This window comes from Fluviibacterium sp. S390 (assembly GCF_049800695.1).
GTDB lineage: Bacteria > Pseudomonadota > Alphaproteobacteria > Rhodobacterales > Rhodobacteraceae > Meridianimarinicoccus.
On record NZ_JBNAFN010000018.1, the window covers coordinates 5,001 to 28,575 of the forward strand.

General features: G+C 62.5%; 24 protein-coding genes, 1 tRNA gene, 2 rRNA genes and 1 pseudogene (1 of these 28 running past the window's edge). 12 read left to right on the top strand and 16 right to left on the bottom strand.

The window, feature by feature from the left end:
• From ACP15K_RS14230 to ACP15K_RS14250, 5 genes and pseudogenes are all read left to right on the top strand, one after another.
• A 23S ribosomal RNA gene (locus ACP15K_RS14230) occupies positions 1-1,015 on the top strand (it extends 1,919 nt beyond the left edge of the window).
• Positions 1,016-1,124: 109 nt separating this feature from the next.
• Positions 1,125-1,239, top strand: a 5S ribosomal RNA gene (rrf, locus tag ACP15K_RS14235).
• 81 nt (positions 1,240-1,320) lie between these two features.
• A tRNA-Met gene (locus ACP15K_RS14240) sits at positions 1,321-1,397 on the top strand.
• Positions 1,398-1,560: 163 nt separating this feature from the next.
• Positions 1,561-1,647: pseudogene (locus ACP15K_RS14245) on the top strand (transposase); the annotation flags it as partial.
• A 98-nt stretch (positions 1,648-1,745) separates the two neighbouring features.
• Complete coding sequence (locus ACP15K_RS14250) at positions 1,746-2,186, top strand: MarR family winged helix-turn-helix transcriptional regulator (RefSeq protein WP_226926120.1); 441 nt, start codon at positions 1,746-1,748, stop codon at positions 2,184-2,186.
• 476 nt (positions 2,187-2,662) lie between these two features.
• Here ACP15K_RS14250 and ACP15K_RS14255 read toward each other — a convergent pair whose 3' ends face one another.
• The 13 genes from ACP15K_RS14255 to ACP15K_RS14315 all read right to left on the bottom strand — a co-directional run bounded on the left by ACP15K_RS14255 (position 2,663) and on the right by ACP15K_RS14315 (position 14,859).
• The gene (locus tag ACP15K_RS14255) at positions 2,663-3,979 is read right to left on the bottom strand and encodes a TRAP transporter large permease (RefSeq protein ID WP_424990815.1); all 1,317 of its coding nucleotides are present in this window, start codon (positions 3,977-3,979) and stop codon (positions 2,663-2,665) included.
• Positions 3,976-4,527, bottom strand: a complete 552-nt coding sequence (locus ACP15K_RS14260) for a TRAP transporter small permease (protein WP_424990816.1) — start codon at positions 4,525-4,527, stop codon at positions 3,976-3,978. Before ACP15K_RS14260 ends, ACP15K_RS14255 begins: the two co-directional genes overlap by 4 nt.
• Positions 4,528-4,530: 3 nt before the next feature.
• Positions 4,531-5,565 carry a TRAP transporter substrate-binding protein gene (locus ACP15K_RS14265; protein ID WP_193143290.1) on the bottom strand — a complete coding sequence of 345 codons (1,035 nt, stop codon included), beginning with the start codon at positions 5,563-5,565 and terminating at the stop codon, positions 4,531-4,533.
• Between the two features lie 19 nt (positions 5,566-5,584).
• Entirely contained in the window at positions 5,585-5,773 is a 189-nt protein-coding gene (locus ACP15K_RS14270) for a DUF2783 domain-containing protein (protein WP_193143291.1), read from the bottom strand.
• Complete coding sequence (locus ACP15K_RS14275) at positions 5,773-7,404, bottom strand: FAD-dependent oxidoreductase (RefSeq protein ID WP_193143292.1); 1,632 nt, start codon at positions 7,402-7,404, stop codon at positions 5,773-5,775. Before ACP15K_RS14275 ends, ACP15K_RS14270 begins: the two co-directional genes overlap by 1 nt.
• A 23-nt stretch (positions 7,405-7,427) precedes the next feature.
• Positions 7,428-8,378, bottom strand: a complete 951-nt coding sequence (locus ACP15K_RS14280) for an MBL fold metallo-hydrolase (RefSeq protein ID WP_193143293.1) — start codon at positions 8,376-8,378, stop codon at positions 7,428-7,430.
• Positions 8,379-8,915: 537 nt separating this feature from the next.
• Entirely contained in the window at positions 8,916-9,698 is a 783-nt protein-coding gene (gene nagB / locus ACP15K_RS14285) for a glucosamine-6-phosphate deaminase (protein WP_193143294.1), read from the bottom strand.
• Positions 9,695-10,603, bottom strand: coding sequence for an ROK family protein (locus tag ACP15K_RS14290; protein ID WP_424990817.1), 909 nt, complete (start codon positions 10,601-10,603; stop codon positions 9,695-9,697). The genes nagB and ACP15K_RS14290 overlap by 4 nt, the downstream gene beginning before the upstream one ends.
• Entirely contained in the window at positions 10,600-11,292 is a 693-nt protein-coding gene (locus ACP15K_RS14295; protein WP_226926122.1) for a putative N-acetylmannosamine-6-phosphate 2-epimerase, read from the bottom strand. Before ACP15K_RS14295 ends, ACP15K_RS14290 begins: the two co-directional genes overlap by 4 nt.
• A 1-nt stretch (position 11,293) precedes the next feature.
• On the bottom strand, positions 11,294-12,568 hold the full coding sequence (locus ACP15K_RS14300) for a TRAP transporter large permease (protein WP_193143297.1): 1,275 nt from the start codon (positions 12,566-12,568) through the stop codon (positions 11,294-11,296).
• Positions 12,565-13,044 (bottom strand): TRAP transporter small permease, encoded by a 480-nt coding sequence (locus tag ACP15K_RS14305; protein ID WP_193143298.1) that lies wholly within the window; start codon positions 13,042-13,044, stop codon positions 12,565-12,567. The genes ACP15K_RS14300 and ACP15K_RS14305 overlap by 4 nt, the downstream gene beginning before the upstream one ends.
• 61 nt (positions 13,045-13,105) lie before the next feature.
• A complete protein-coding gene (locus tag ACP15K_RS14310; protein ID WP_193143299.1) occupies positions 13,106-14,068 on the bottom strand; it encodes a sialic acid TRAP transporter substrate-binding protein SiaP in 963 nt (320 codons plus the stop codon).
• A 47-nt stretch (positions 14,069-14,115) separates the two neighbouring features.
• A complete protein-coding gene (locus tag ACP15K_RS14315; protein ID WP_193143300.1) occupies positions 14,116-14,859 on the bottom strand; it encodes an FCD domain-containing protein in 744 nt (247 codons plus the stop codon).
• A gap of 161 nt (positions 14,860-15,020) precedes the next feature.
• On the opposite strand from ACP15K_RS14315, the gene ACP15K_RS14320 reads away from it, so the two are divergent.
• Both ACP15K_RS14320 and ACP15K_RS14325 read left to right on the top strand, forming a co-directional pair.
• Positions 15,021-15,923, top strand: a complete 903-nt coding sequence (locus ACP15K_RS14320) for a dihydrodipicolinate synthase family protein (protein WP_193143301.1) — start codon at positions 15,021-15,023, stop codon at positions 15,921-15,923.
• 68 nt (positions 15,924-15,991) lie between these two features.
• Entirely contained in the window at positions 15,992-17,152 is a 1,161-nt protein-coding gene (locus ACP15K_RS14325) for an N-acetylneuraminate epimerase (protein ID WP_424990818.1), read from the top strand.
• Between the two features lie 145 nt (positions 17,153-17,297).
• On the opposite strand, the gene ACP15K_RS14330 is transcribed toward ACP15K_RS14325, so the two are convergent.
• From ACP15K_RS14330 to ACP15K_RS14340, 3 genes are all read right to left on the bottom strand, one after another.
• Positions 17,298-18,191, bottom strand: a complete 894-nt coding sequence (locus ACP15K_RS14330; protein WP_424990819.1) for a mechanosensitive ion channel family protein — start codon at positions 18,189-18,191, stop codon at positions 17,298-17,300.
• A 383-nt stretch (positions 18,192-18,574) separates the two neighbouring features.
• Positions 18,575-19,003: a nucleoside diphosphate kinase regulator gene (gene rnk, locus ACP15K_RS14335; RefSeq protein ID WP_193143363.1), complete on the bottom strand. Its 429-nt coding sequence runs from the start codon at positions 19,001-19,003 to the stop codon at positions 18,575-18,577.
• Between the two features lie 451 nt (positions 19,004-19,454).
• Entirely contained in the window at positions 19,455-19,604 is a 150-nt protein-coding gene (locus ACP15K_RS14340; protein ID WP_193143304.1) for a hypothetical protein, read from the bottom strand.
• A 216-nt stretch (positions 19,605-19,820) separates the two neighbouring features.
• On the opposite strand from ACP15K_RS14340, the gene ACP15K_RS14345 reads away from it, so the two are divergent.
• From ACP15K_RS14345 to ACP15K_RS14365, 5 genes are all read left to right on the top strand, one after another.
• Positions 19,821-20,120: a DUF1127 domain-containing protein gene (locus ACP15K_RS14345; RefSeq protein ID WP_193143305.1), complete on the top strand. Its 300-nt coding sequence runs from the start codon at positions 19,821-19,823 to the stop codon at positions 20,118-20,120.
• A gap of 6 nt (positions 20,121-20,126) precedes the next feature.
• The gene (locus tag ACP15K_RS14350; protein ID WP_424990820.1) at positions 20,127-20,537 is read left to right on the top strand and encodes a hypothetical protein; all 411 of its coding nucleotides are present in this window, start codon (positions 20,127-20,129) and stop codon (positions 20,535-20,537) included.
• 42 nt (positions 20,538-20,579) lie between these two features.
• Positions 20,580-21,455: a universal stress protein gene (locus ACP15K_RS14355; protein WP_424990821.1), complete on the top strand. Its 876-nt coding sequence runs from the start codon at positions 20,580-20,582 to the stop codon at positions 21,453-21,455.
• Positions 21,456-21,526: 71 nt separating this feature from the next.
• Positions 21,527-22,021 carry a Dps family protein gene (locus ACP15K_RS14360; RefSeq protein ID WP_193143308.1) on the top strand — a complete coding sequence of 165 codons (495 nt, stop codon included), beginning with the start codon at positions 21,527-21,529 and terminating at the stop codon, positions 22,019-22,021.
• A 153-nt stretch (positions 22,022-22,174) separates the two neighbouring features.
• Positions 22,175-23,449 (top strand): MFS transporter, encoded by a 1,275-nt coding sequence (locus tag ACP15K_RS14365; protein WP_319022506.1) that lies wholly within the window; start codon positions 22,175-22,177, stop codon positions 23,447-23,449.
• Positions 23,450-23,575: the final 126 nt, after the last annotated feature.

The following is a 23,575-nucleotide window of genomic DNA, read 5'->3' on the forward strand; positions in this document are numbered from 1 at the left end:
GTGAGAGCTCCGAATTGAAGCCCCGGTAAACGGCGGCCGTAACTATAACGGTCCTAAGGTAGCGAAATTCCTTGTCGGGTAAGTTCCGACCTGCACGAATGGCGTAACGACTTCCCCGCTGTCTCAAATGTGGACTCAGCGAAATTGAATTGCCTGTCAAGATGCAGGCTTCCCGCGGTTAGACGGAAAGACCCCGTGCACCTTTACTACAGCTTCACATTGGCATTAGGCCGAGCATGTGCAGGATAGGTGGTAGGCTTTGAAACCAGGACGCCAGTCCTGGCGGAGCCTCCCTTGAGATACCACCCTTGCTCTGCTTGATGTCTAACCGCGGTCCGTTATCCGGATCCGGGACCCTGTGTGGCGGGTAGTTTGACTGGGGCGGTCGCCTCCTAAAGCGTAACGGAGGCGCGCGAAGGTTGGCTCAGAGCGGTCGGAAATCGCTCGTTGAGTGCAATGGCAGAAGCCAGCCTGACTGCGAGACTGACAAGTCGAGCAGAGTCGAAAGACGGCCATAGTGATCCGGTGGTCCCGAGTGGAAGGGCCATCGCTCAACGGATAAAAGGTACGCCGGGGATAACAGGCTGATGGTGCCCAAGAGTCCATATCGACGGCACCGTTTGGCACCTCGATGTCGGCTCATCTCATCCTGGGGCTGGAGCAGGTCCCAAGGGTACGGCTGTTCGCCGTTTAAAGAGGTACGTGAGCTGGGTTTAGAACGTCGTGAGACAGTTCGGTCCCTATCTGCCGTGGGTGTAGGATACTTGAGAGGAGTTGCCCCTAGTACGAGAGGACCGGGGTGAACGTTCCACTGGTGGACCAGTTATCATGCCAATGGTAGTGCTGGGTAGCTATGAACGGACAGGATAACCGCTGAAGGCATCTAAGCGGGAAGCCCCCCTCAAAACAAGGTATCCCTGAGGACCGTGGTAGACCACCACGTCGATAGGCCGGAGATGTAAGCGCAGCAATGTGCTCAGTTGACCGGTACTAATGGTCCGATAGGCTTGATTTGATCCAGTAGAAGCAAGACGCTTCAAAAACATCAAAAGTCGTACACCAAACGTGTGCCTGACTTGGAAAAAAAATACCCCGCCATAAACGGGGTCGCACAGCTTTCTCGGTTTGGTGATCATAGCACAAGTGAAACACCCGGTCCCATCCCGAACCCGGCCGTTAAGCACTGCAGCGCCAATGGTACTGCGTCTCAAGACGTGGGAGAGTAGGTCATCGCCAAACCTAGTAAGCTGTGCAAAAAAACAAAACCGTATCTCTCAAAACGATCCCTCTCAAAATGGGCAACAATAAATGCCCAAGCGTCGCGGGGTGGAGCAGCCCGGTAGCTCGTCAGGCTCATAACCTGAAGGCCGCAGGTTCAAATCCTGCCCCCGCAACCAAAAATTTAACAGAATATCAAAGACTTGAAGTCGGCTCCAGCCGATCAAGTTTTTGATGTCGCGTTTTACATCAACGCCACATCAACGTTGGACGAGTCTGACCTGAGACCCGACTTCCCTCCAGTTTGAGGTAGATTCCGTCCCGAACGAGGAGACGGACAGAATGAAGAGATCACGGTTCAGCGAAGAGCAGATCATTGCGATCCTGAAGCAGCAGGAGAGCGGCGTGGCGACGGTAGATGTGTGCCGAGATCGACGCTGCCCTCGACCGCCGGCTGAGCAAAGCCACGCCATTGTTGCCAGGTCACCGGACAGAGGTTCGTTGCAAGCGAAACAAAACCCGCTACAATGTCTGGTGAAATGCAGCTAGATTCATTCTTTCCATATCGTCTCGCCGTCGCTTCGGAAGCCTTCTCGCGGAAGCTTACCGAGGTCTACCAGCAGGGATTTGGCTTGTCGCGGGAAGAGTGGCGCCTTCTGTTCCTGTTGGCCGATGCCCAGAACCTGACATCGCGGGAGCTTACCCAACGCACGACTCTCGACAAGGTGCAGGTCCATCGCGCTGCGCAGCGGCTGGAAGACAAGGGTCTGATCACCCGTGCCATTTCTGAAGGCGACCGCCGTATCAGGGTCTACAGTTGCACGCCGGAGGGCCATCGGCTTTTCGATGAACTCCTGCCGCAGGTCGAAGCCCGTGCGCAGGAAATGCTGATGTCCATGTCTGACGAGGATCGGGTGGCCCTCAACCGTGGTGTCTCTGCGCTTTTGAAGGCGGCAACCGGGTCTTGACGTCCAGACAGTGAAGCCGCTGCCAGAAGGGGCTGTTACCGAAACCCGGCGATCAGGGTCTTACGTGCACGTGAGAGATTGGCACCTTGATGGCGGCCGACGCTTTCCGGGCAGTCCGGTCACCCTGCCAACCTCTTCGAAGGGGTTGCGCGGGACACTCCGGTTGATCTGATCGCGTTTCCAGGTCCTTGCCTTTGAACGCAGGATGCCGGTCGCGTTCCTGTCGGCAGGGATCAGGTTGCCACGCCGAATGGCGTCATTGATCCGGCAGCGGCGGTCCGGGGGATCGCTCTTGCGGGCTGGTTCCCACGTCGCTCGGTGCGCTTCATGTCAGGGAGGGGGCGGGCGAGGGTGCATTCCCCAGGGAGCAATTGTTCCCCTCGAGTTCCCTCGCGTGCAGCCAACCGGCGTGTTTCAGGCCCACCCTTTTGGGGGCAGTGCCAGAGTGGCGGGGCAGACGGCGCTGCCCCGCCGGTTCACATCAATCCCACAAGCCAGAGCGAGAGCGACGGGATGAGGATGAGCAGCGCCAGCCGGATCACGTCGGCGATCCAGAAGGGGAACACCCCCTTGAAGATCGTGCCCAGCGAGACATCCTGCAGCACACCCTTCAGAACGAAGACGTTCATGCCGACGGGCGGCGTGATCAGGCTGATCTCGGTCGCCACGACGACGACGATGGCGAACCAGATCAGGGCGTTCTCCGGGTCGAGCAACAACTCGTTGGCAAACTCCAGCTCGAACATCAGCGGGTAGAAGACCGGGACGGTGAGCAGGATCATCGACAGGCTTTCAAGCACGCAGCCAAGCACCATGTAGACCACGATGATAAAGGCGATCACCGCCCAGACCGGCAGTTGGTTGTCGAGCACGAAGCCCGAGAGCGCATCTGGCAAGCCGGCGAAGTTGATGAAGTTGGTGAAGAGCTCGGCACCGATGATGACCGCAAAGATCATCGCCGTGGCCCGGATCGAATCCAGCGTGGCGGAGAAGAACCCCGACCATGTCATCGTCCTGAGCGCCAGCGCGATCAGAACCGAAGCCCCCGCGCCCATGCCCGCGGCCTCAGTTGGCGTGAAGAAGCCACCGTAGATCCCGACCATGATGAAGATGAACAGGCCAAGCACACAGACGACCCCGATAACGTCATCCCGGCTCATCGGTTCGGTGTTTGCCTTTTCCGGCGCCAGGGCCGGGTTGATCCGAACCGCCACCAATACGGCGCCAAGATAGAGCAGCACTCCGATGATCCCCGGCACGATGCCGGCGATGAACAGCTTGGCGATATTGGTTTCCGTCAGCAGGCCATAGATGATCAGGATCACGGACGGCGGTATCAGGATGCCGAGCGTGCCGCCGGCGGCAATGGAGCCTGTGGCGAGACGATCATCATATCCGAAACGGCGCATGGAGGGCATGGCCACCTTGGACATCGTCGCTGCCGTTGCCAGTGACGAGCCGCAGACCGCCGAAAAGCCACCGCAGGAGAAGACCGAGGCCATGGCCAGCCCGCCGCGAAACCGTCCAAAAAGCCGGTCGGCCCCGGCAAACAGGCCGTGCGCGACACCAGAACCCGCCAGGATGTTGCCCATGAAGATGAAAAGCGGGATGACCGACAGGCTGTACGACAGGGTGGTGTCAAAGGCGACCTGTCCGGTCATGGCCCATGCAGGTTCCCAGCCGCGCATGAAGGCAAAGCCAAACCCGCCCACAGCCGCCATCGCGAAGGCAATCGGCACCCGCAGAAGGATGAGGCCAAGAAGTACGGCGAAACCGATCAGGGACTCGATCATGGCGTCGCCTCCAGGTGGTCTTTGTCGGTTTTGTGTTCGGGGGGCGGTTGCACGCCCCGCAGGAAGGCGATGAAGGCCGACACCATGCAGGAGGCCCCTGCAAGGTAGCCAAACGGCGCCAGCGGGATCTCGAGTGCGTTGCTCACCGCGCCGTCATGGGCCGCCCTGGCTGCGTGGGTAAACAGCCGCCAGGAAAATGTGGCCAGAAGCGCCGCTGAAAACAGTCCGGCGAAGGCCGCAAGCAGGCGTTGTGCCTTGGCTCCCAGAACCATGTTCAGCAGGTCCACCTCGACGTGTTCGCGCCGTTCGGTGGTAAGCGGCAGCGCCAGGAACACAAGCGCCGCAAGCAGGATTTCGGTGAGTTCGAACGCGCCGGCCAGCGGCGCGTTGAAGAAGTAGCGCCCGACGACATCGGCGCAGGTGATCAGGATCAGGCTGAACAGGATCAGAGCAGCTCCGACACCCAGTGACCTGTCGAGCAGCAGCCCGATATCCAGCCCCCCTTCTTCAGGGGGCTGGTCGGGGAAACGATGGCGAAGCCGCTCCATCGATCAGAAGTCCACGCCGGCTTGTTTGCGCAGTTCGGCCAGGGCTGCTGTGCCGTCATAGCCATCCGCAGCGATTTCGTCGGACCAGGACTGTTCGTACTGGGCGGCAATCGACTTGATCCCGTCCAGAACCGCAGGCGGGGCTTCGTAGATTTCGATGCCGGCGTCCTGGATCTTGCTGATGGCCTTGTCGTCGGCATTGTTCCAGGCTTCGCCAACCAGCTCGGCAAAGGCTTCGCCAGAGATCGCCTCGATCGCGGCCTGATCTTCCGGAGAGATTTCGGCCCATTTCTCGTCGTTGACCACCAGGAACCAGGTGGTGTTGTAGATGCCGCCCGGGACGGTCATGGAGTATTTCAGATCGTCGGTCAGTTTGAAGGCGGTCAGGGCTTCATAGGTGAAGGTCGCACCGTCGATCACCCCGCGCGACAGCTTCTCGTAGACTTCTCCCGAGGACATGAAAAGCGTGGTCGTCCCCAGGTCGGACATCATGTCAGAGATGTAGCCGCCGGGAACCCGGATCTTCAGACCGGCAAAGTCCTCGGGGGTTTCGATCTTGCGCGCGTTGTTGTGCAGCACGCCGGGGCCGTGCACGAACAGGCCCAGAAGCTTGACGCCGTCATGTTCTTCCTGGGCGTTGAGCGGACCGGAATAAACGTTCCAGAAGGCTTTGGACCCGGCAACGGCGTCGTCTCCGATGAAGGAAAACTGGCCAATGCGGGACCGGCTGAAGCGATCGTCGGTGGTGAAGGAATGCAGGCCATAGGTGATGTCGGCGATGCCGTCCGCTGCCATGTCGTAATGCGTCGGCGGCGGGCCCATCGGCTTGGCCAGCACGCGGACCGTCACGCGGCCGTCGGTAACTTCGCCCACCTGTTTGGCCCAGGGCTTGATGGCGTCCACGACGATGGGGTGGCGCGGCGGCAGCCAGCTGGACAGCGCCAGCGTGGTATCGGCAATGGCCATCGACGCAAACGACATGGTGACGCTGGCTGCGCCAGCGAGCAGCAGTGCTGTGCCTTTAAACTTGATTTTCATGGTATCCTCCCTTGGTGTTTCAGATCTTGGCGGCAGCGAGAGCCTGGTTCAGGACCTCCCGGTCGCCGATGTGGTTGGCCAGTATCAGGATCAGCCGGGCGTTGATCGCATCGCTCTCGGCCTTGTCCTTTCCTTCGTGGATCGCCAGCAGATCGGCATAGAAATCGTCGGTCCCGTCGATATTGGGGGTCAGGATCAAATCGCTCATCAGACGGACTCCTTTCCGGTGGCGCGGCGCAGCGCGGTGCGCATCAGGGCTTCGTTGAATTCGCTGCGGCGGGAGGCAACATGCTGATCGGGCCGGATCAGGTAGACCGCCGATGTGGCCTCGCCCAGATAGCGCTCCTTGAGTCGCCCCGACGGGTCGTCGCTGGCCGAAAGGGCAATCCGCCGCGCGGTGATGCCGTCTTCTTCCAGTGTTTCGGGCGCATCCGCGTCGATTGTCAGGATCACGAATTCATCGCCAAGCTTCGACAGCAGGAAGTCGTCGCCCAGGGGGGCATCCGGACAAGGGGCCCCGGGGCGTGTGCGCGACGGGCCACCCAACAGCGCGTCCGCAGAGTTGAGGCCTGATCCGTCATAGACACAAGGCACGCTGAGCCGACCGGAATTGACCATGGGCCGGGCGAACGCGTACTCCCTGCTCAGGCCCAGCACCGCATCCCGGAAAATCCGGCTGGTTTCGGTTTTCGGCGTGATGAAGTCGGTCGCGCGCGTGGAGTTCAGGATGTTCTCATCCGCTCCGTGGACCCGCTCAACGTCATAGCTGTCCAGAAGGCTTTCGGGAGCCTTGCCTTCGATCACAAGGCCAAGTTTCCAGCCGAGGTTGTCCACATCCTGCATGCCGGAGTTGGCACCCCGTGCCCCGAAGGGCGAAACCTGGTGCGCGGCGTCTCCGGCAAAAAGAACGCGGCCGGATCGGAAGCTGTCCATCCGCTTGCACTGGAACGTGTAGATCGAGGACCAGACCATCTCGTAATCGACATCGCCCAGCATCGCGTCCAGCCGGCGGCGGATGTTTTCCTCTTTCATTTCCTCCTTGCGGTCGACGTCCCAGCCGATCTGGAAGTCGATCCGCCAGACATCGTCGGGCTGTTTGTGCAGCAGCGCCGACGCGCCCGATCCGTGGCTGGGTTCGAACCAGAACCACCTTTCGGTCGGGAAGCGTTTTTCGCCCTTCAGCTTGATGTCGGCAATCAGGAAGCTGTCCTGAAACACGCGCCCGCTGAAGTCGAGGTCGAGCATCCCGCGCAGCGGCGAGCTTGCGCCGTCACAGCCGATCAGCCAGTCAGCCTCAAGGACATAGGGGCCGTCGGGTGTCATCACGGTCAGGACCACGTGGTCGTCCCGGACCTCTACCGCATCGACGCGGTTCTTGCCCCGCAGTTGGATCGGCGCACCCGCGGACTGAAGCTCGCGGGCCCGGTCAATCAGGAATTGCTCGAAATACGGCTGCTGCAGGTTGATGAAAGCGGGATACTGGTGACCCTCTTCCGGCAGCAGGTTGAATTCGAAAACCATGTCGTCGCGGTGGAACACCTTGCCAAGGTTCCAGACGACGCCCTTTTCCAGCATCGGTGTCCCGCAGCCATAGCGGTTCGAGATTTCCAGGCAACGCTTGGCAAAGCAGATTGCCCGGCTGCCCATGCCAATTCCTTCGTGATCGTCGAGCACCACGACAGGGATGCCCTGGCGACCGAGGTCAAGCGCGGTGGCCACGCCAATCGGACCGCCGCCCATGACCACGACCGGATGGCGCACTGGCGCCTCGGCATCCTGGTCGGGCGATCTCTCGTACGGATAGGCCTTGAAGGCCAGCTTGTATCTGTCATCAAACATGTCGGGTCTCCTCCCCTGACGTCTCAGCCCTGCAATTGTTCCCACATTTCTATGTCACGCTGCGCGGTCCAGATGCGCGGCGTATCGATGCCCCGCGCTTCATCGTAGGCGCGGGCGACATTGAAGGGCAGGCAGTGCTCGTAGATTGCGTAGTCCGCGAATTTCGGATCGCAGGCGGCGCGCACCGCGTCCCATGCGTCCTTCAGGCTGCCACCGCGTGCGGCCACGCGGGCTGCGGGGCGATAGGTGCTCTCGACGAAATCGCGGGTGCTTTCGATCGCGGCATGGACCATTTCCTTGCCAACCAGCGCATCGCCGCGGCCCGGTGCAATGGCATCGACGTCGAAGCCGGCGATATTGTCCAGCGTGCCGCCCCAATCGTTGAAATGCCCGTCGCCACAGTAGCAGGCGGAGTGGTATTCGACGATGTCCCCGGTGAACATCACGTTCTGGTCCGGAACGTGAATGACGATGTCACCGGCGGTATGCGCGCGCCCCAGATGCATCAGGTCCACGCGGCGGTTGCCTAGAAAGACCGACATCCTGTCCTTGAAGGTGGTGGTGGGCCAGGTCAGCCCCGGGATGCTCTCGTGTCCCTCGAACAGACGCGGGAAGCGCTGGAACTCGCTGTCCCAATCTTCCTTGCCGCGTTCAGCCACCATCGCGCGGGCCTTGTCCGACATGAGGACCTGGCTTGCCCCGTAGGCCGAAGCGCCAAGAACCCGCACGGCATGGTAATGCGTCAGGACCAGGTGAGAGATTGGCTTGTCCGTCACTTCGCGAACTTTTTCGATCACCTTGTTTGCCAGGCGCGGCGTCGCCTGTGCTTCGACGATCATCACGCTGTCATCACCGATGATCACACCCGAGTTCGGGTCGCCTTCGGCGGTGAAGGCCCAGAGCCCGTCGCCCACTTCGGTAAAACTGATCGTTTTCTCTCCCAGGTCTCCCTGCGATGCGAATGCCTTTGCCATGTGTTTCTCCGTGGGTGCTTCGTTGTTCGGGGCAACGGAATGGGTGGGAACTTCGGCGTTACTCTTCACAATGTTTCATCTGAAACGTTTATCGTTGCAAATGAAACGAAAGTCAAGGATGTCGCTCGCGCACCGTCAGCTCCCAAGAAATGTCAGAATATCCAAATCTTTTCAAAAGGTCACAGATATTATCGTCCGGGGCCCTGCGCCGGGCTACGAAAAGAAGGGAATCGATGCGGCATATCGAACTGGTACAGGTGCGTCGAAGCATGGGCCAAACCGATCAGAGGCCGGCCAAACCGGCCACGGCAAAGACCGACCGGTTCCCGCGATCCTGCTTTGGTTCTTCGAACGCCGGTGACGGACCGCGCCCGTGGGCGAGGGTCTTCAGGCCGCAGGCGGCACAGCGCGGCTCACCCCCCCGGGCAGACCGGCAGGGCGATGCACTCTTCGTCATCTTGGTCCCTGATGGGCGCGCAGGACGTCGCCCACGCTGTCGCAGGGTTGCCCTGAAAAAAACGCTGCGGTTGGCCCGGGTCAGTCGAAGGGGCTGTCGCGGCCCTGTGGGTGAACGTTTTCGTAGTATTCGGAGAGGGTCAGCGCGCCGGCAGCGGCTTCGTCAAGGATGATCGTGGCGCGGGCATGTAGTTGCAGTGCCGAGGCCGGGCAGGCTGCACTGAGCGGGCCTTCGACCATGCGGGCGACGGCATCGGCCTTGGCCTCTCCGGTGGCGAGCAACAGACAAGCCCGCGATGCAAGAATGGTGGCCACGCCCATGGTGATGGCGTAGCGCGGCGTTTCTTCGAAGGATGCGAAGTAACGCTGGTTGGCGCGGCGGGTGCTTGTTGTCAGCGTCTTGATCCGGGTGCGCGAGCCAAGGCTGGCCGTCGGTTCGTTGAAGCCGATATGCCCGTTGTGACCGATCCCGAGGAGTTGCAGATCAATGCCGCCCGCGGCCTCGATCAGGGCCTCGTAGTCCGCCGAGGCGGCCTGCGGATCGGCGGCGTCCCCCTTGGGCAGATGGGTGCGCGTCGGGTCGATGTCGACCAGCCCGAAGAACGCCTCTTGCATGTAGCTGTGGTAGGAACAGGGGTGGTCCGGCGCCAGGCCGATGTACTCATCCAGGTTGAAGCTGGTGGTTTCGGCAAAGGACAGCCCGTCGTCACGGTGACGCTGGGCAAGGGCCTGATAGAGCGGCAGCATGGTGCCGCCGGTCGCCAGCCCCAGCACCGCGGCGGGCTTGGCTTGCACGGTGCGGGCGACCAGATCGGCGGCGCGTTGCATCGCGGCCTGTTCGTCAGGAAGGATCAGGACCTTCATGGGTTTTCCTTTCCCAGGTGGGCAGCCAGCGCGCCAATCAGCGGCGCGTCATGGCCAAGTTCGGCAAGAACAAGGCGCGGGCGGAACAGTTCGGGTTCATCGCTCAGCACGCTGCGCATGCGTTCGATGTATCCGGGTGCAAGGCCGATGCTGCCGCCCATCGCCACCGTATCGAGGCCCAGAATAGCGGTCAGGTCACCGATCAGCGTGGCCACCGCGCGGGCCGAAGTGGCGACGATCCGGTCGGCCCAGTCCTGGCCTTCGGACGCGGCCAGGAACACGGCGCGGGCATCGACGCCCTGCTGACCGGCGGCCGCCGCGGCGGCGGCAATACCGCGCCCGCCCGCGGTGCTTTCGACCGTTGCCATGCGGCCGCTGCCGCAGGGGCCGTTGGCGTGGCGGCTGGAAACGAACCCGACATGCCCCGCAAGGCCGTTTTCGCTTGCAACAAGGCGGTTGCCGATGACCAGCCCACCGCCAACCCCGGTCGAGACCGTGATGTAGGCAAAGCTGTCGCTGGTGGCGCCAGCGCCGAAAAGCCCTTCGGCAAAGGCGGCGGCTGCGGCGTCGTTCAGGCAGGTGGCGGCGCCAAGGGCGCGCACCAGTTCCTGTTCCAGCGGAAACCCGAGGATCGCGGGCAGTGTCCCGCTGTTGACCGCGTGCCAGGCCCCCGCGCGATCGACCCGCCCGGTGACGGCAGCGCCAAGGGGCGCGCCCTTGCTGTGGCCCAACTGGTCCAGCAACGTGCGAATGGCGGCAATCTGAGCCTCGGGTCCGGCGGCGGGGTCAGTGGGGGCCAGAAGCCGCTCAACGACCTTGCCGTTTTCAATCCGGGCGGCGGCGATCTTGGTGCCGCCCAGATCGGCAGCGAACCCATTCAGGGCGTCGCGCTGAATGATCTTCATGCCCGTTCCTCGATGGCCTGCGAAACGGCATCACGGAACCAGCCGGTGACATGCTCCAGCCGCGTCAGCGCGGTGCCGACCGTGACGGCATCCGCCCCGGCGGCCATCGCCTGGGCGGCAAGCGCGGGCGTATTGGCCCGCCCCTCGGCCATGACAAAGCCGCCGAGGTCCCGGAATGCGCCGATCAACACCGTATCCAGGCCTTCGGTCCGGCCCGCGGTTTCGTCGGTATAGCCCGACAGGGTGGTGCCAAGGATCGCCGCGCCTTCGGACAGGGCCCGCCGCCCGTCCGCAAGCGTAGAGCAATCGGCCATGGCCAGTGCGCCGGCCGCATGGATCGCGGCCAGGATCGCGGCGGTGGATTCCGGGCGAGGCCGGTCGGTGGCGTCATAGGCGATGATGTCGGCGCCTGCCTCGGCCAGGGCCCGGACATCCGCCAGATAGGGGGTGATGCGCACCGGGCTGTCGTCCAGGTCGCGCTTGAGGATGCCGATGATCGGTACCGAGACGCGCGGGCGCACCGCGGCCAGGTTTTCGACGCCTTCGATCCGCAGCCCGTCCGCCCCGCCTGCCACGGCGGCAGCGGCCATGGCGGCGACGATATCGGGGTGGTCCATAGGTCCGTCATCGACAGGCTGACAGGAAACGACAAGGCCGCCGCGCAGGGTATCAAGCAGGGTCATGGTCATGTCAGTCCATCAGGCTCGGCAGGCCGGTTGACAGGATCGGAAAGGCACAGACCAGGATCAGCACCACGAACGGCGGGATCAGCCAGGGCAGGATCGCCTTGGCAAGCCGCTGATACGGGATGCCCCCGACCTGTGCGACCACGAACAGGGCCATGCCCATGGGCGGCGTCAGGATCGAGATCATCAGGTTCAGCACGGTGATGATGCCGAAGTGCACCGGGTCGATGCCAAAGCCCATGGCCACCGGCACCAGGATCGGCACAACCACCAGCAGGATCACCAGCGCCTCGATGAAGCAGCCCAGGAAGAAGATCATCACGTTGACGGCGATCAGGAAGGTGATCGGGCTGTCGGCGATGGACAGGAAGAACGTCGCGATCTGCTGCGGGGCCTGTTCACGCGCCATGATGAAGCTGAGCAACCCCACGCCCGCGACGATGGTGGCGATCGACGCCGATGTCGTGGTGGTTTCATAGATCGCATCCCACAGTTTGCGGAAGGTCAGCTCGCGGTAGAAGACCAGGTCGATCAGGATCGCGTAGAGGACGGTAATCGCCGCGGCTTCGGTGGGTGAGAACAGGCCGGAAAAGATGCCGCCGACGATGACCACGGGGGTCATCAGCGCGGGCAGGGATTTCACGAACAGCGTGCCGACCTCTCCGGCACTGCTGCGCGTGTCGGTGGGATAGTTGCGCTTGCGGGCGATGAACCAGACCATGACCATCAAGGCCGCCGCACACATGACGCCGGGAATGATGCCGCCAAGGAACAGTTTGCCGATGGAGACGTTGGCAATCACCCCATACAGAACCATGGTGATCGACGGTGGCACCAGCGGGCCGATCATCGACGATGCGGCGGTCACGGCCCCGGCGAAGTCATCGTCATAGCCGGCCTCGCGCATGGCCTCGATCTCCATCTTGCCCAGGCCGCCGGCGTCGGCCAGCGCCGAGCCGGACATGCCGGAAAAGAACAGTGATGCCAGCACGTTGACGTGACCCAGGCCGCCGGTGATATGGCCAACAAGCGACCGCGCAAAGCCGAAGAGATGGTTGGTGATCCCGGCAGAGTTCAGAACCCCCGCCGCGAGGATGAACAGCGGCACCGCCAAAAGCGGAAAGCTGTTCAGCCCGTCGGTCATGCGTTGCATGGCAAAGCTGATGCCCATGCCGGTGTAATAGAAATACCCCATGGATACGAAGATCATGGCGACCCCGATGGGCACGCCGATCAGCACGAAGACCAGCCACAGGATTCCGACGATGGCAAGGATCATAGCGTGGGCTCCCGAGAGACGGTGACATTGCGGCGGCCCAGCAGGCGGCGGACAATCCGGTGAAAGATAAGGATGGCGGCAACCAGACCGGAAGCGTACAGCACCGCGTCAGTGGTCGGCAGGGTGACAGTGGTGTTGTCGGCGGTCCGCAGAACTGTCTTGTAGGCGATCCAGATGAGATGGCCGACGATTCCCAGGTAGATCAGGTCGATCACCGTATAGAGAACAAGGCGGGCGCGCGCGGGCAGCCGCTCGGCCAGAAACGCCATGCGCAACTGGCCGTCCTGGCGTTCGACCTCGGCGATGCCGATGAAGGCCATCCAGACCCAAAGCCAGCGTGCGGCTTCCTCTGTCCAGACGGGGCCACGAAACAACGGGGTGCGGCCAAAGACCTGGATCAGCACAACGCCGATCAGGACGATGAAGAACAAAGAGGCGACGATGCCTTCGATGCTGTACTTGCGCGGAGTCTTCAACGGCTTTCCCCCTACAGGCAGATGAACTCTGCGGGCGCCAAAGCGCCCGCAGAGGGGTTGATTACTCGCCGCGAACGCGGGCGATGGCGCCCTCGCCGAACTGCTCTTCAAGCGTGTCGTAGTACGGCTTCATCGCAGCCCGGAACGGGGCCAGGTCAGGACGGGTGATGGTCAGGCCGCGCCCTTCGAACGTGGCGATCAGGTCGTTCTCGGCCTGTTCGGTCAGGCTGTTGTTCAACTCGCCACCGGCGGCCACCGCTTCGTTGAACCAGCCCTGTTCCTCGGCACTAAGGCTGTCCCACAGGTCGTCCGCAATCTGAACCGCAGCGGATGCGATGAAGTGGTTGGTCATCGCCACATGCGACTGCACTTCATAGAACTTCATTGCCTCGATGGTGGGCAGCGGGTTCTCTTCGGCGTCAACCTGGTTGGTCTGAAGCGCCAGGTAGACTTCTGCGAAGGCGACCGGGGCGGGGGTGGCGCCGACGTTCTCGGCATAGGCAATCAGGAACGGAACGTTGGGTGTGCGCAGCCGCAGGCCCGCCATGTCATCGATGGATTCGATGGCCCGGTTCGACGTGGTCTGACGGGTGCCGTAGTACCACACGTCCAGCAGGTGAACGCCCTTGTCCTCGAACTTCGCCGCCATCTCCTGACCCCACGGGCCGGCGATGATTTCCTTGAGGTGGGCGAAATCATCGGCAACATACGGCGCGCCGATCAGGTTCAGTTCCGGAATGATATAGCTCATGTCGGGATAGCCGGTGATGACCATGTCCAACTCGCCCGCCTGAAGCTGAGCAACCATCGATTTGAAGTCGCCGAGGGTCGAAGAGGGGAACAGTTTCACGGTCATTTCGCCGCCCGAGACTTCTTCCAGCTTGCTGGCGAATTCCTGAGCGCCCTTGTAGACGTTCGAGCTTTCGTTGTCCTGCAGGCCGAATGTCAACGTGCGTTCGGCCATGGCCGGGGCGGCCAATGCCAGGGTCGCCGCGCAGGCAAGCAAAGTGGTCTTAAGTTTCATGGTATCCTCCTTGGTGATTGATATACGGCGGGAGCACCCGCCGGGTGTCAGTGTGAGAAACGCTCGTCATTGGCTGGTGGAAGCTTCGGGGCCTTGAGACGGGCACGATAGGATCGGGCCAGGTGGCGATCCATCACGTCGGTCGCCGCCACGACATCGCCATCCAGGATCGCCTGATAGATCTTGCGGTGTTCATCATAGGCGATCCGGTCGTAACGCATTGCATCATCCGTCGGCGGCCGATGGGCGATCATCGTGCTGACAAACATGTCGTGCAGCGTCAGGATCACCGGGTTGCCAACAACAGAGACCAACGCGCGGTGAAACGCAATGTCGGTGGTCGCGAAATCGGGGGTGCCAACGGCGTCGAAGTTGCGCTCGAGCGCGGTTTGCAATTTGGTCAACTGGATATTGTCGGCGCGCATTGCGGCCTCGCGCGCGGCCCCGGTTTCGATGAACTGGCGCATCTGTTCCAGGTGGGCGCCGCTTTCGGCGTCGCCGAAAATATCGCGGATAAGGTCGCCCGTTCCCTTCAGCACGGTTGCAATCGACGGGAGTGCGGCGCGCGGCCGTCTGCCTGCGCCCGTGGCGGCATAGCCGCGTATCTGCATCTGAACCAATGCTTCGCGCACCGTGGGGCGCGAAGCGGAAAACCGTTCGCACAGGTCGCGCTCTGTCGGCAGGGGGGCATCGGGCTGGTACTCGCCATTGCGGATCTCGGCGATCAGCGTATCGGCGATCACGTCCGGCGTTCGCCGCTGTGCGAGATCATCGTCGGTGGTCGCGGGCATCTGGCGTCTCCTCTCGCTAGTTTGGTATTACATCAATCAATTCTTGTCAAACCAAAGATTGATTGTATATTGCGGATGATGGAATTTGGCCTGCTATGTGTAAGGCCAAATGGAAATCTGGCTTTCCGCGATGGCCTGCCAAGCAATAGGTAGAGGTTCGAATGACCGAGAAACTGACTGGAATGTATGCCGCGTTGATGACCGGCCTCGACGATGCCGGAGAATTCGACGAAGGCAGGCAGCGCAGCCTGACCGGCTATGTGTTGAAGCAGGGGCTGACAGGGCTCTACGTCGGCGGCAGCAGCGGCGAATCGGGGCTGCTGGGTGTTGATGAACTGGCCGAACAGCAAGGCGTCGTCGCCGATTGCGCCAAGGGCACGGATGCCAAGCTGATCGCCCATGTCGGGATGCCCAACCTGCGTGATTCCATTCGCCTGGCGCAGCGCGCGTCGGATCTTGGCTATCATGGTCTGTCTGCCCTTCCTCCGCATTCCTACCCGTTCAGCGATGCCGAGATTGAAGGCTATTACCGCGACCTGGCCGGGGCAACCGACCTTCCGCTGATCGTCTACGAGGTGCCGATCCGCACCGGGCGTCCGATCCCGCTGGACTCGCTGGAGCGGATCCTCGACTTGCCGAACGTCACCGGCATCAAGTTTACCTCGACCGACCTGTTCAAGCTTTCGATGCTGCGCCGCCGTCGTCCCGACAGCAGCTATTTCTTCGGCTTCGACGAAATCTACCTGACCGGCGGCGTGCTGGGCGCGGATGGCGGGATCGGGACGACCTACAACATCCTTGGCAAGCTTTATGTCGCGCTGGATGCCGCACTGCGGGCCGGCGACCTGAGCCGCGCGCAAGAGTTGCAGGACGCGTCGCAGATCTTTGTCGAGGCGCTTTTGGACACCGGCGTTCTGCCGGGCATGAAGGCGGCGTTCCGCATTCTTGGCATCGACTGCGGCAAGACCCGTGCGCCGATGAGCCTGCGCATGTCCGACGCCAAGGCCGAGGCGCACATGCGCGCGGTTCTGGAGCGCCCCGAGATCAAGGCCTGGCTCGTCTGAGCCAGACCTTCACAGCACGAAGCCCGGCACCGGACACCAAAGACACGACTTCAGGAGGAGAAGGTTCAATGTCACGACGCAGACAAATACTCGGCGGGGTGAGCGCGCTCATGCTCGCCACGATGGCCGCAACCGCCATGGCAGAAACCTGGCCGGACCTGCCCGTCGGGGTCAAGAACGGCATCGCTGCACGTATCGACGACAAGCTGATCGTCGGCCTGGGCAGTGCTGGTGCGCAGGTCTTCGCGCTGGATCTGAACGATACGGCGGCAGGTTGGCAGGCGCTTGCGGACTTTGACGGCCCTGCGCCCGGGCAGCCCGCCACCGCGGTGGCGAATGGCGCGCTCTATGTCTTCAGTGGCTCTGGCAAGGCGACGCCCGACGCGGCATCCCCGATCATCTTCGACGCGGTCAGCCGGTATGACCCAGAAGCAAACACTTGGGAAACGCTGGATACGACGACGCCGGTCGGCCTTCTGGGAGCCAGCGCCGTAACGCTGGAAGATGGCCGCATCGCCATCCTGGGCGGATACAACAAGGAGCTTTTCGACACCTATCTGGCCGAGGTCCTTGCCATCGACAAGGCGACCGACCCTGACGGATGGAACGCGGTCGTGGATGCCTACATGGGCATGGCGCCGGAAGACTACCGCTGGAACGACATGGTGCTGACCTACGATCCCGCCGCGAATGCCTGGGGCGATTTGGGTGCCAACCCGGAACTTCCCAACACCGGATCGGCGGTTGTCGAGACCGCGCCCGGCACCTTCCTGGTCATCAACGGCGAAATCAAACCGGGTCTGCGCACCGACGCGGTCAAATCCGTCACGTTCGATGGGGATGCGGCCAAATGGTCCGCCATTGCGCCGGTGCCCGCCCCGGACGGCAGCGACGTGCAAGAAGGTCTCGCAGGGGCCTATGGCGGCCTGTCGAACGGCTATGTCCTGGTCGCTGGCGGTGCAAACTTCCTGGGTGCGCGCGCGGCAGCCGATGCCGGCAACTGGTACGCGCATGAGGGCCTTTCAAAGAACTGGGCCTCGGATGTGTTCGCATTGAAGGATGGTCAGTGGGCGCAGATCGGGCAACTGCCCGACGGTCTCGCCTATGGCGGGTCCTTCACCGTCGAGGACGGGCTTCTTGTCGTTGGCGGCGAGGATGCAGAACGGAACGCGCGCAGCGAGGTCTTCTTGCTGCAATGGGATGGCGAGAGCCTGGCAATCACGGACTGACACGACCTTGCAGCCGGCCCGCATCTGCTGGGCCGGCTGCAACACTTTCGCCGGCATTGCCCCCGGGGCGCATCCCAGACGCCTGCGAGCGGCGCGCCGGTCGGCGACCCAAGCAACCCCTGCTCTAAGGGGGCGTGTCGGGCGACTATGCGTCTTTGGATGATACCGCCGGTATCACCTCTATACGGCGATAGGGCGCGACGAATCCGGCCTTGCGCAGGGCTTCGTCCACAAGGGTAAAGACCTCGTCCCGGCAATCGATGTCACGGTCGAAGCGGGACAGCCAATAGCGCAGCGCATAGGTGATCCCCCCTTCCTCATAGGCCAGAACCCGAACGTCCGGCGCAGGGTCCTGCTGGATGAGTTCCGCGGCTTCCAGGGCCGCCAGCATCACTTCGCGGGCGCGTGCGATCGACACGCTGTGGTCGAGCGTGATGCTGACCTGGGCGCGGTACTTCGGCTTTGGTGCGGAATAGTTGGTGATGCGCTGGCGCGCGATCTGGCTGTTGGGCAGGATCACATAGGCAGCATCGCGGGTCAGAAGACGCGTGGTGCGCCAGCCGATCTCGATCACCTTGCCACGGGCCAACCCTTCGATGTCGACCCAGTCGCCGATGCGAAACGGCCCCTCAACGCCCAGGGCAATCCCGGACAGCGTGTCGGCGACGACGTTTCGAATGGCGAAACCCAGCAGGGCCAGCACAAGGCCGGACCCCGCCAGCGCTCCGACCGCGCCTTGCCCCATGAAAAGCGAGGTGGTCGCGACAAAGGCGGCCAGAAACATCAGGGCCGCCACCATGTCCTTGAGGAGGCGCGGGTAGGGACGACGCCGCACCGCCGCCTGGTCGAAGGCCAGTCCCGCGATACGGCTGACCAGCCAGGCCGCCGCGAAATACGCCAGCGCGGTGACGGCAAGCGTCACGGTCTCGCTGGTTCCGAAAACCACGGCCACCCGCGCCGGAAACAGCAACAGACCCAGGCTGACAACCGCCAGAATGACGGGCCAGAGTAGTCGGCGGATGTGATGCATCACGGTCATGGCAGGTGCTCTTTCGGCTGGTTGGACTGCGGGGGGCGCAAGGACCAGGCAGGGCCGGTTGGGATGAGGACCGGCCTTGGCCCGGCGGATGGGGCGGCGCGGGTGCGGCCCGTGGGGGGAAACCCGAAAGCGTCGCGGCGAACCGGGCGCGACCGCACGTTGGGCGAGGGCCGGCAGGCGCACACCGAAGCGGTGCCTTTCGGGCGGTGCCGGTCGCGCGGGTCTGGCAATCGGTCATAGCGGTGCCTCCGGGCGGCCCGTTTCACGCAGGGTGGTATCGGCACTCAACGTGCCCCCCGGAGGGTCCATCGGCGATCGTCTTGCGTCAACGATTTCCTGAAAGGGCGGTCCAGATGGGGGCCGCCCTCACGGTTGTCGTGGTGTCATGCCCTACCCTTGACCGCGGGTGGCTCTACCCGGATCACCGTCAGCATCCGCCGTTGGTCGGCACGCGTGTCCCAGTGGAAAACGGCGCCTTCGGCCAGCCCCAGCAGCGCGACACCAATGGGGGTCAGGACCGACACGCGTTGTTGCGTGATGTCGGCATCTTCGGGAAACACCAGCGTCACGCGTTTCTCAAGGCCGGTGGTCTCGTCGCGGTAGGTCACGGTGCTGCCGATTGACACGACATTTGCCGGCATCTTGGACGGCGCGACAATCCGGGCCCGTCCCAGTTCGTCCAACAGGCGGTCCGCCAGTGCGGGATTGCGGTGCAAAGCGCCTTCGGCCAGGGCTTCGATATGCGCAAGATCATCGGCACTGATCATGACTTTTGGAGCCCGAAGGCTACGCTTTTTGGCGGGTTTGTTCATTTCGACCATCATTGAAAGGCCTCCTCGATGTGAGTGCGTGAAGGCGAAAGGCGGGGTGCCGTTCGCTGTTGGGGACTATCTGGGTTTCAGCACGGGTTCCGCGCGGCGCCATACCGCTCGCGGACAGGTTCTGGTCTTGCGTTCCTGTCGTGCAGGTCCTGCACGAAGGCCGTTGTCAGGTGGCGGCGGGGGCCTGAACGACCGGCTGCGCGCGCAGGTCAGATCGGGTCTGGGTGTTGGTCCGCAAGGTGTCTTGGATGCAGCTCATGATTTCTCCTCGGACGACTGCGTCGCCGCGTGTTCATTTCAGGACAATGAGGAGACCCCGGGTGGTTCGGCAGGCGCGAACGCGCCTAGACCGCCCGGGGAAACGGGCGGTTCAACAGACGAAATCGGAAATGATCTGCATGTGCCATCATGATCCTTGAGGTAGGTATCCGGTTCCCAATAGTCAATCGGCAACCGCCATACAGTTCGTGCCGCACATCGTGACCGACGGATTCGGGCGCTTTTTGGCCGAAAGGTCGCACCCCTCAGCGACCGTATTGAAAGCCACCGTTGCGGTGACCATATCAGGGCCATGATGATGTTCAGCTTCCATATGAGGTTCCTGCTCAACGCAGGAAAGCTACTGAACCGCCGGTAACCCCGGGCGGGCAGGCAGCCGTGCTTGTTCACGCCTCGGGGTTCTCTGATCTTCCTTAGATCAATCAAGCAAGATGCAGGCGTTCACGCAGGATATGCGGACCACCGTGTCCAACTGTGCGCGTTGACACCCAACGTCTTGATACCAGCAGTTTCAGGATTGGAGGATGACATGTCCATCTACATCACCCGTCAAGATATCGCCCCCGCTTCCGGAAAGCATGGCGGTGAGGAATACAGCAATCCCTTCCGGCGGTTGTTCGGCCGCGCAATCAGAAGTTTGCGGCGTCGCAAGATGATCGCCATGCTCGAGTCCCTGGACAACAACACGCTCAGGGATATCGGCCTCAACCGCCGCGATATTGTCCGCGTGGTCAACGAGTTCGATGATCGCGAATTGGGCATGGCGCCCTTGGCACAGCCCGCAGCGCCAGTCCGGGCAAGCCTTGAACCGCAGCAGATGGCGGCCTGACCGGCCTTGAACGTGACCATCGCGTCACCGGGTTCCGGTGACGCGAGCCCCAAACTTGCATGTGACCTGTTTCGATCGGAAAGGACCGAAGAGATGATGATCTGTAGAGCCGATTTCGAAGAGCTGTTTCCCGAACTGTTCCCGGCCGAGCCGGCCCCCGAAGTGAGCCAGGTGGCAATGCCTGACAGCGCGTCGATCAGCGCGCGCCCGGATGACAACGCTGGCAAAAGACGGCCCTCGCCCTGGCAAGGCCGTGTGGTTTCCGATCGCGAGCCGCACCATGATCCGGACAATCTGGGGAACGCCTCGGAAGGTGCCGCCGCCGCCGTGATGCCGGCCGCGATGGCCTATGCCGCCGCATGGACGATGCTGTCGGCCCTCGGGTCGATGTCAGCGGACCGGCGCATGGCGTTTTAATCGCCGAACCGTTGGGTTCATGTTCCAGAAGGAGGATTGACCATGAAGGCCATGCGCATTCTCGCGGCGGTCGGCCGGTTTCCGGATGACGACGCGGTGCTGCAGCGCGGTATGGAGATTGCAGCGCGCCACGGTGTGCCGCTGACCATCGCGCATGTGTTGGAAACGCCCGATGATCCGGCGGCCCCTTCTTCTCGAAATACGGCGGAAACCGTCGCGCGTGACGAGATCGAAACGGCGTTGCACCGGCATGGTTTCGATCCGGCGGACACCGAGATATGGATCGAGACCGGTTCCCCCCCGCGGGTTCTTGTCGAGATCTGCAAAGGTCTGAAGCCGGCGCTTGCCGTGATGCGCGCGCATCACAAGCCCTGGCTGGTCAAGAAGCTGATCGGATCGACCACCGAAAAGGTGATCGCCGCTGACATCGTGCCGGTCCTACTTGTCCGGCACCCCGTCGAAAAGCCGTACGGACGTGTGGTGCTGGCGATCGACGGACCCGACGCGGCACCGGCGGCGCTGTCTTTCGTGGGGGCGCTGTTGCCGGATGCGGCCTTGCACCTGGTTCAGGCCGTCGAAGTGGCACAACAGCTTGAAGAGTCAATGCTGCGTGTGGGGCTGCCTCGGTCCGACCTGGTGGCGCATCACGATGTCCTTGCACAGGCCGCCGAAAGCCACCTTCGCGCGCTGACGGGCGCACTTGAGACCGGTGTGACCTGGCAGGTGTTGCGCGGCGAGCCGTCGGCGGAACTCACCCGTATGACGCAGGACGCTGATGTGGACCTGATCGCGCTTGGACCCAACCGGTCCGGTCTGGTCAGGCGCGTGTTCATGGGCAGCGTGACCCAAAGCTTGCTGCGCGACGCTGCCTGCGATGTGCTGGTCGGCCGCCGCTCGATGCCTGTATCCGGGATGTAGACTGGACTGGCACATGGGCGGCCGGTGGCACCAAGACCGATACCCAATAACGCTCGAAATAGGAGGTTCCCATGACGAACACTTTGAAACAAAACCCGCAAACCAAAGACTCCAAGACCGATCTGTCGAACGCCCTGTCCGTGTCTGATGCCCTGGGCAAGGTTCTGAGCGACACCTACCGGCTTGTTCTGAAAAGCCACGTCTACCACTGGAACGTGACCGGCCCGTTGTTCGTTTCGGTCCACGACATCACCGAGCAACAGTATACCGACATGTTCGCCGCCGCTGATGTGTTGGCCGAGCGCATACGGGCCCTGGGCAAGCCTGCCTTGATCAGTCCGGCGGGTCTGGCTGCGGGGCCGGACGGGCAGGACCTGAACGCAGGCCTGTCGGCGGAAGAGATGGTCAAAGACCTTCTGTCCGACCACGAGGCTTTGGCAGAAAGCATGCGTGCGCTGGTCGAAACCGCAGAGTCCGCGCAGGATCCGGTGACCGCGGACCTTGCCACCGAACGTGCCGGCTTCCACGAACAGGCGGCCTGGATGCTGCGCGCGATCGCGTCCTAGGTCCACGCGGGCACCACGATGCCCGTCAGATCAGCCCCGGCTATAGCCGGGGCTTTTTTTTGGTGCGTTCCTGACGGGGGCAATCTACGCTTGGGGCAACATGACAGCCCGCCCTAAACCGTTTGCTGGAGACAGAAGATTCCCGATCAAGCCGTGCCCCATAATTTTCGCAGTCTGCTGTCGCCTGTAAAATCCCTGCTTGGCGGCACCATCGCTTTCATGGCCGGCAACAGCCTGCTGGGTGTTGTGCTGCCGCTTCGGATGCAGGCGGCGGACTATTCCGTGGCTTTGATCGGCGCGATCATGGCGGCCTACTATCTGGGGCTGGCCCTTGGTGGGTACAAGGCCAAACATGTCATTCTTCGGATCGGACATATCCGCGCCTTCGCCGCCTTCGCGGCGCTGACCGCGGCCACATGCCTTGCCTATGACTTTTTCTTCACGCCGGCTGCCTGGGTGGCCCTGCGGGTTCTCAACGGATTCTGCATCGCCGGGATGACAACTTCGATCGAGAGCTGGCTCAACGAAAGAAGCAGCAATGCAACGCGGGGGCGCGTTCTGGGCTTCTACATGCTGGCGTTCTATCTTGCGATTGCGTTTGGCCAGACCCTGGTGAACGTTGCTCCGGTTGGCGGCAGTGATCATCTGATGATTTCCGCGGCGCTGATCGGGTTGTCGCTGGTGCCGATCGCCATGACCGGGCTGGGCGAACCCAAGCTTGGTGATCTGCGCGTTCTGGGCGTCAAGAAACTGTACGCCGCGTCGCGGGTTGGGGTGATCGGCGCGGCCGTCGCCGGAATTCTTGTCGGTTCGTTCTACGCCATGGGTGTAGTCTTTGCCCGTCAGATCGGGTTGGGCGTGACCGAAGCCGCCATGTTCATGAGTACCGTGGTGATCGGCGGTCTTGCTTTCCAGGTGCCGGTCGGCATGCTGGCGGACAGGTTCGACCGACGCATTGTCATGGCCTGCATGTTGATCGCCGTCGGGCTGTCCTGGGGGTTGCTGTCGAACTCGATTGCCAGCGGGGTTCCGCTGTCCTGGCTGATGGTCCTGGCGCTGCCCTTCGGGGGTACAATCAGCAGTGTCTACCCGCTTTGCGTCGCCCAGACCTTTGACCGGCTGGAGCGGAAATACTACGTCGCGGCGTCGGGGCGTCTGCTGATGGTCTATTCCATCGGCGCGACGATCGGACCGCTGCTTGCGTCAACGCTGATGTCGATCTACGGACCCTATTCGTTCTTTCTGTTCGAATCCGCCGTCGCGATTTCCTACGCCATCTTCGTTCTGTTCTGTGTCCGGGCGCGGCCTGATCTGCCCGCCGAAGGAAGCGAAAAGTTCGTGCCGCTGCCAGACATCTCGCCGGTTGCGATGGCACTGGATCCACGCGTCGAACCGGAACCGGAAACGCCCGAGTCCAAGACGGCCTGATGTGGCGAGATCCTGTCGGCCTTGCGGATAGGCGACGGGGTACGGGCCGACAACGCCATGTGCGCCCATATCGGCAACACGGCAGCCTGTGCCGCGATCACCCTGTCATAGGGCCTGATGGGCGGG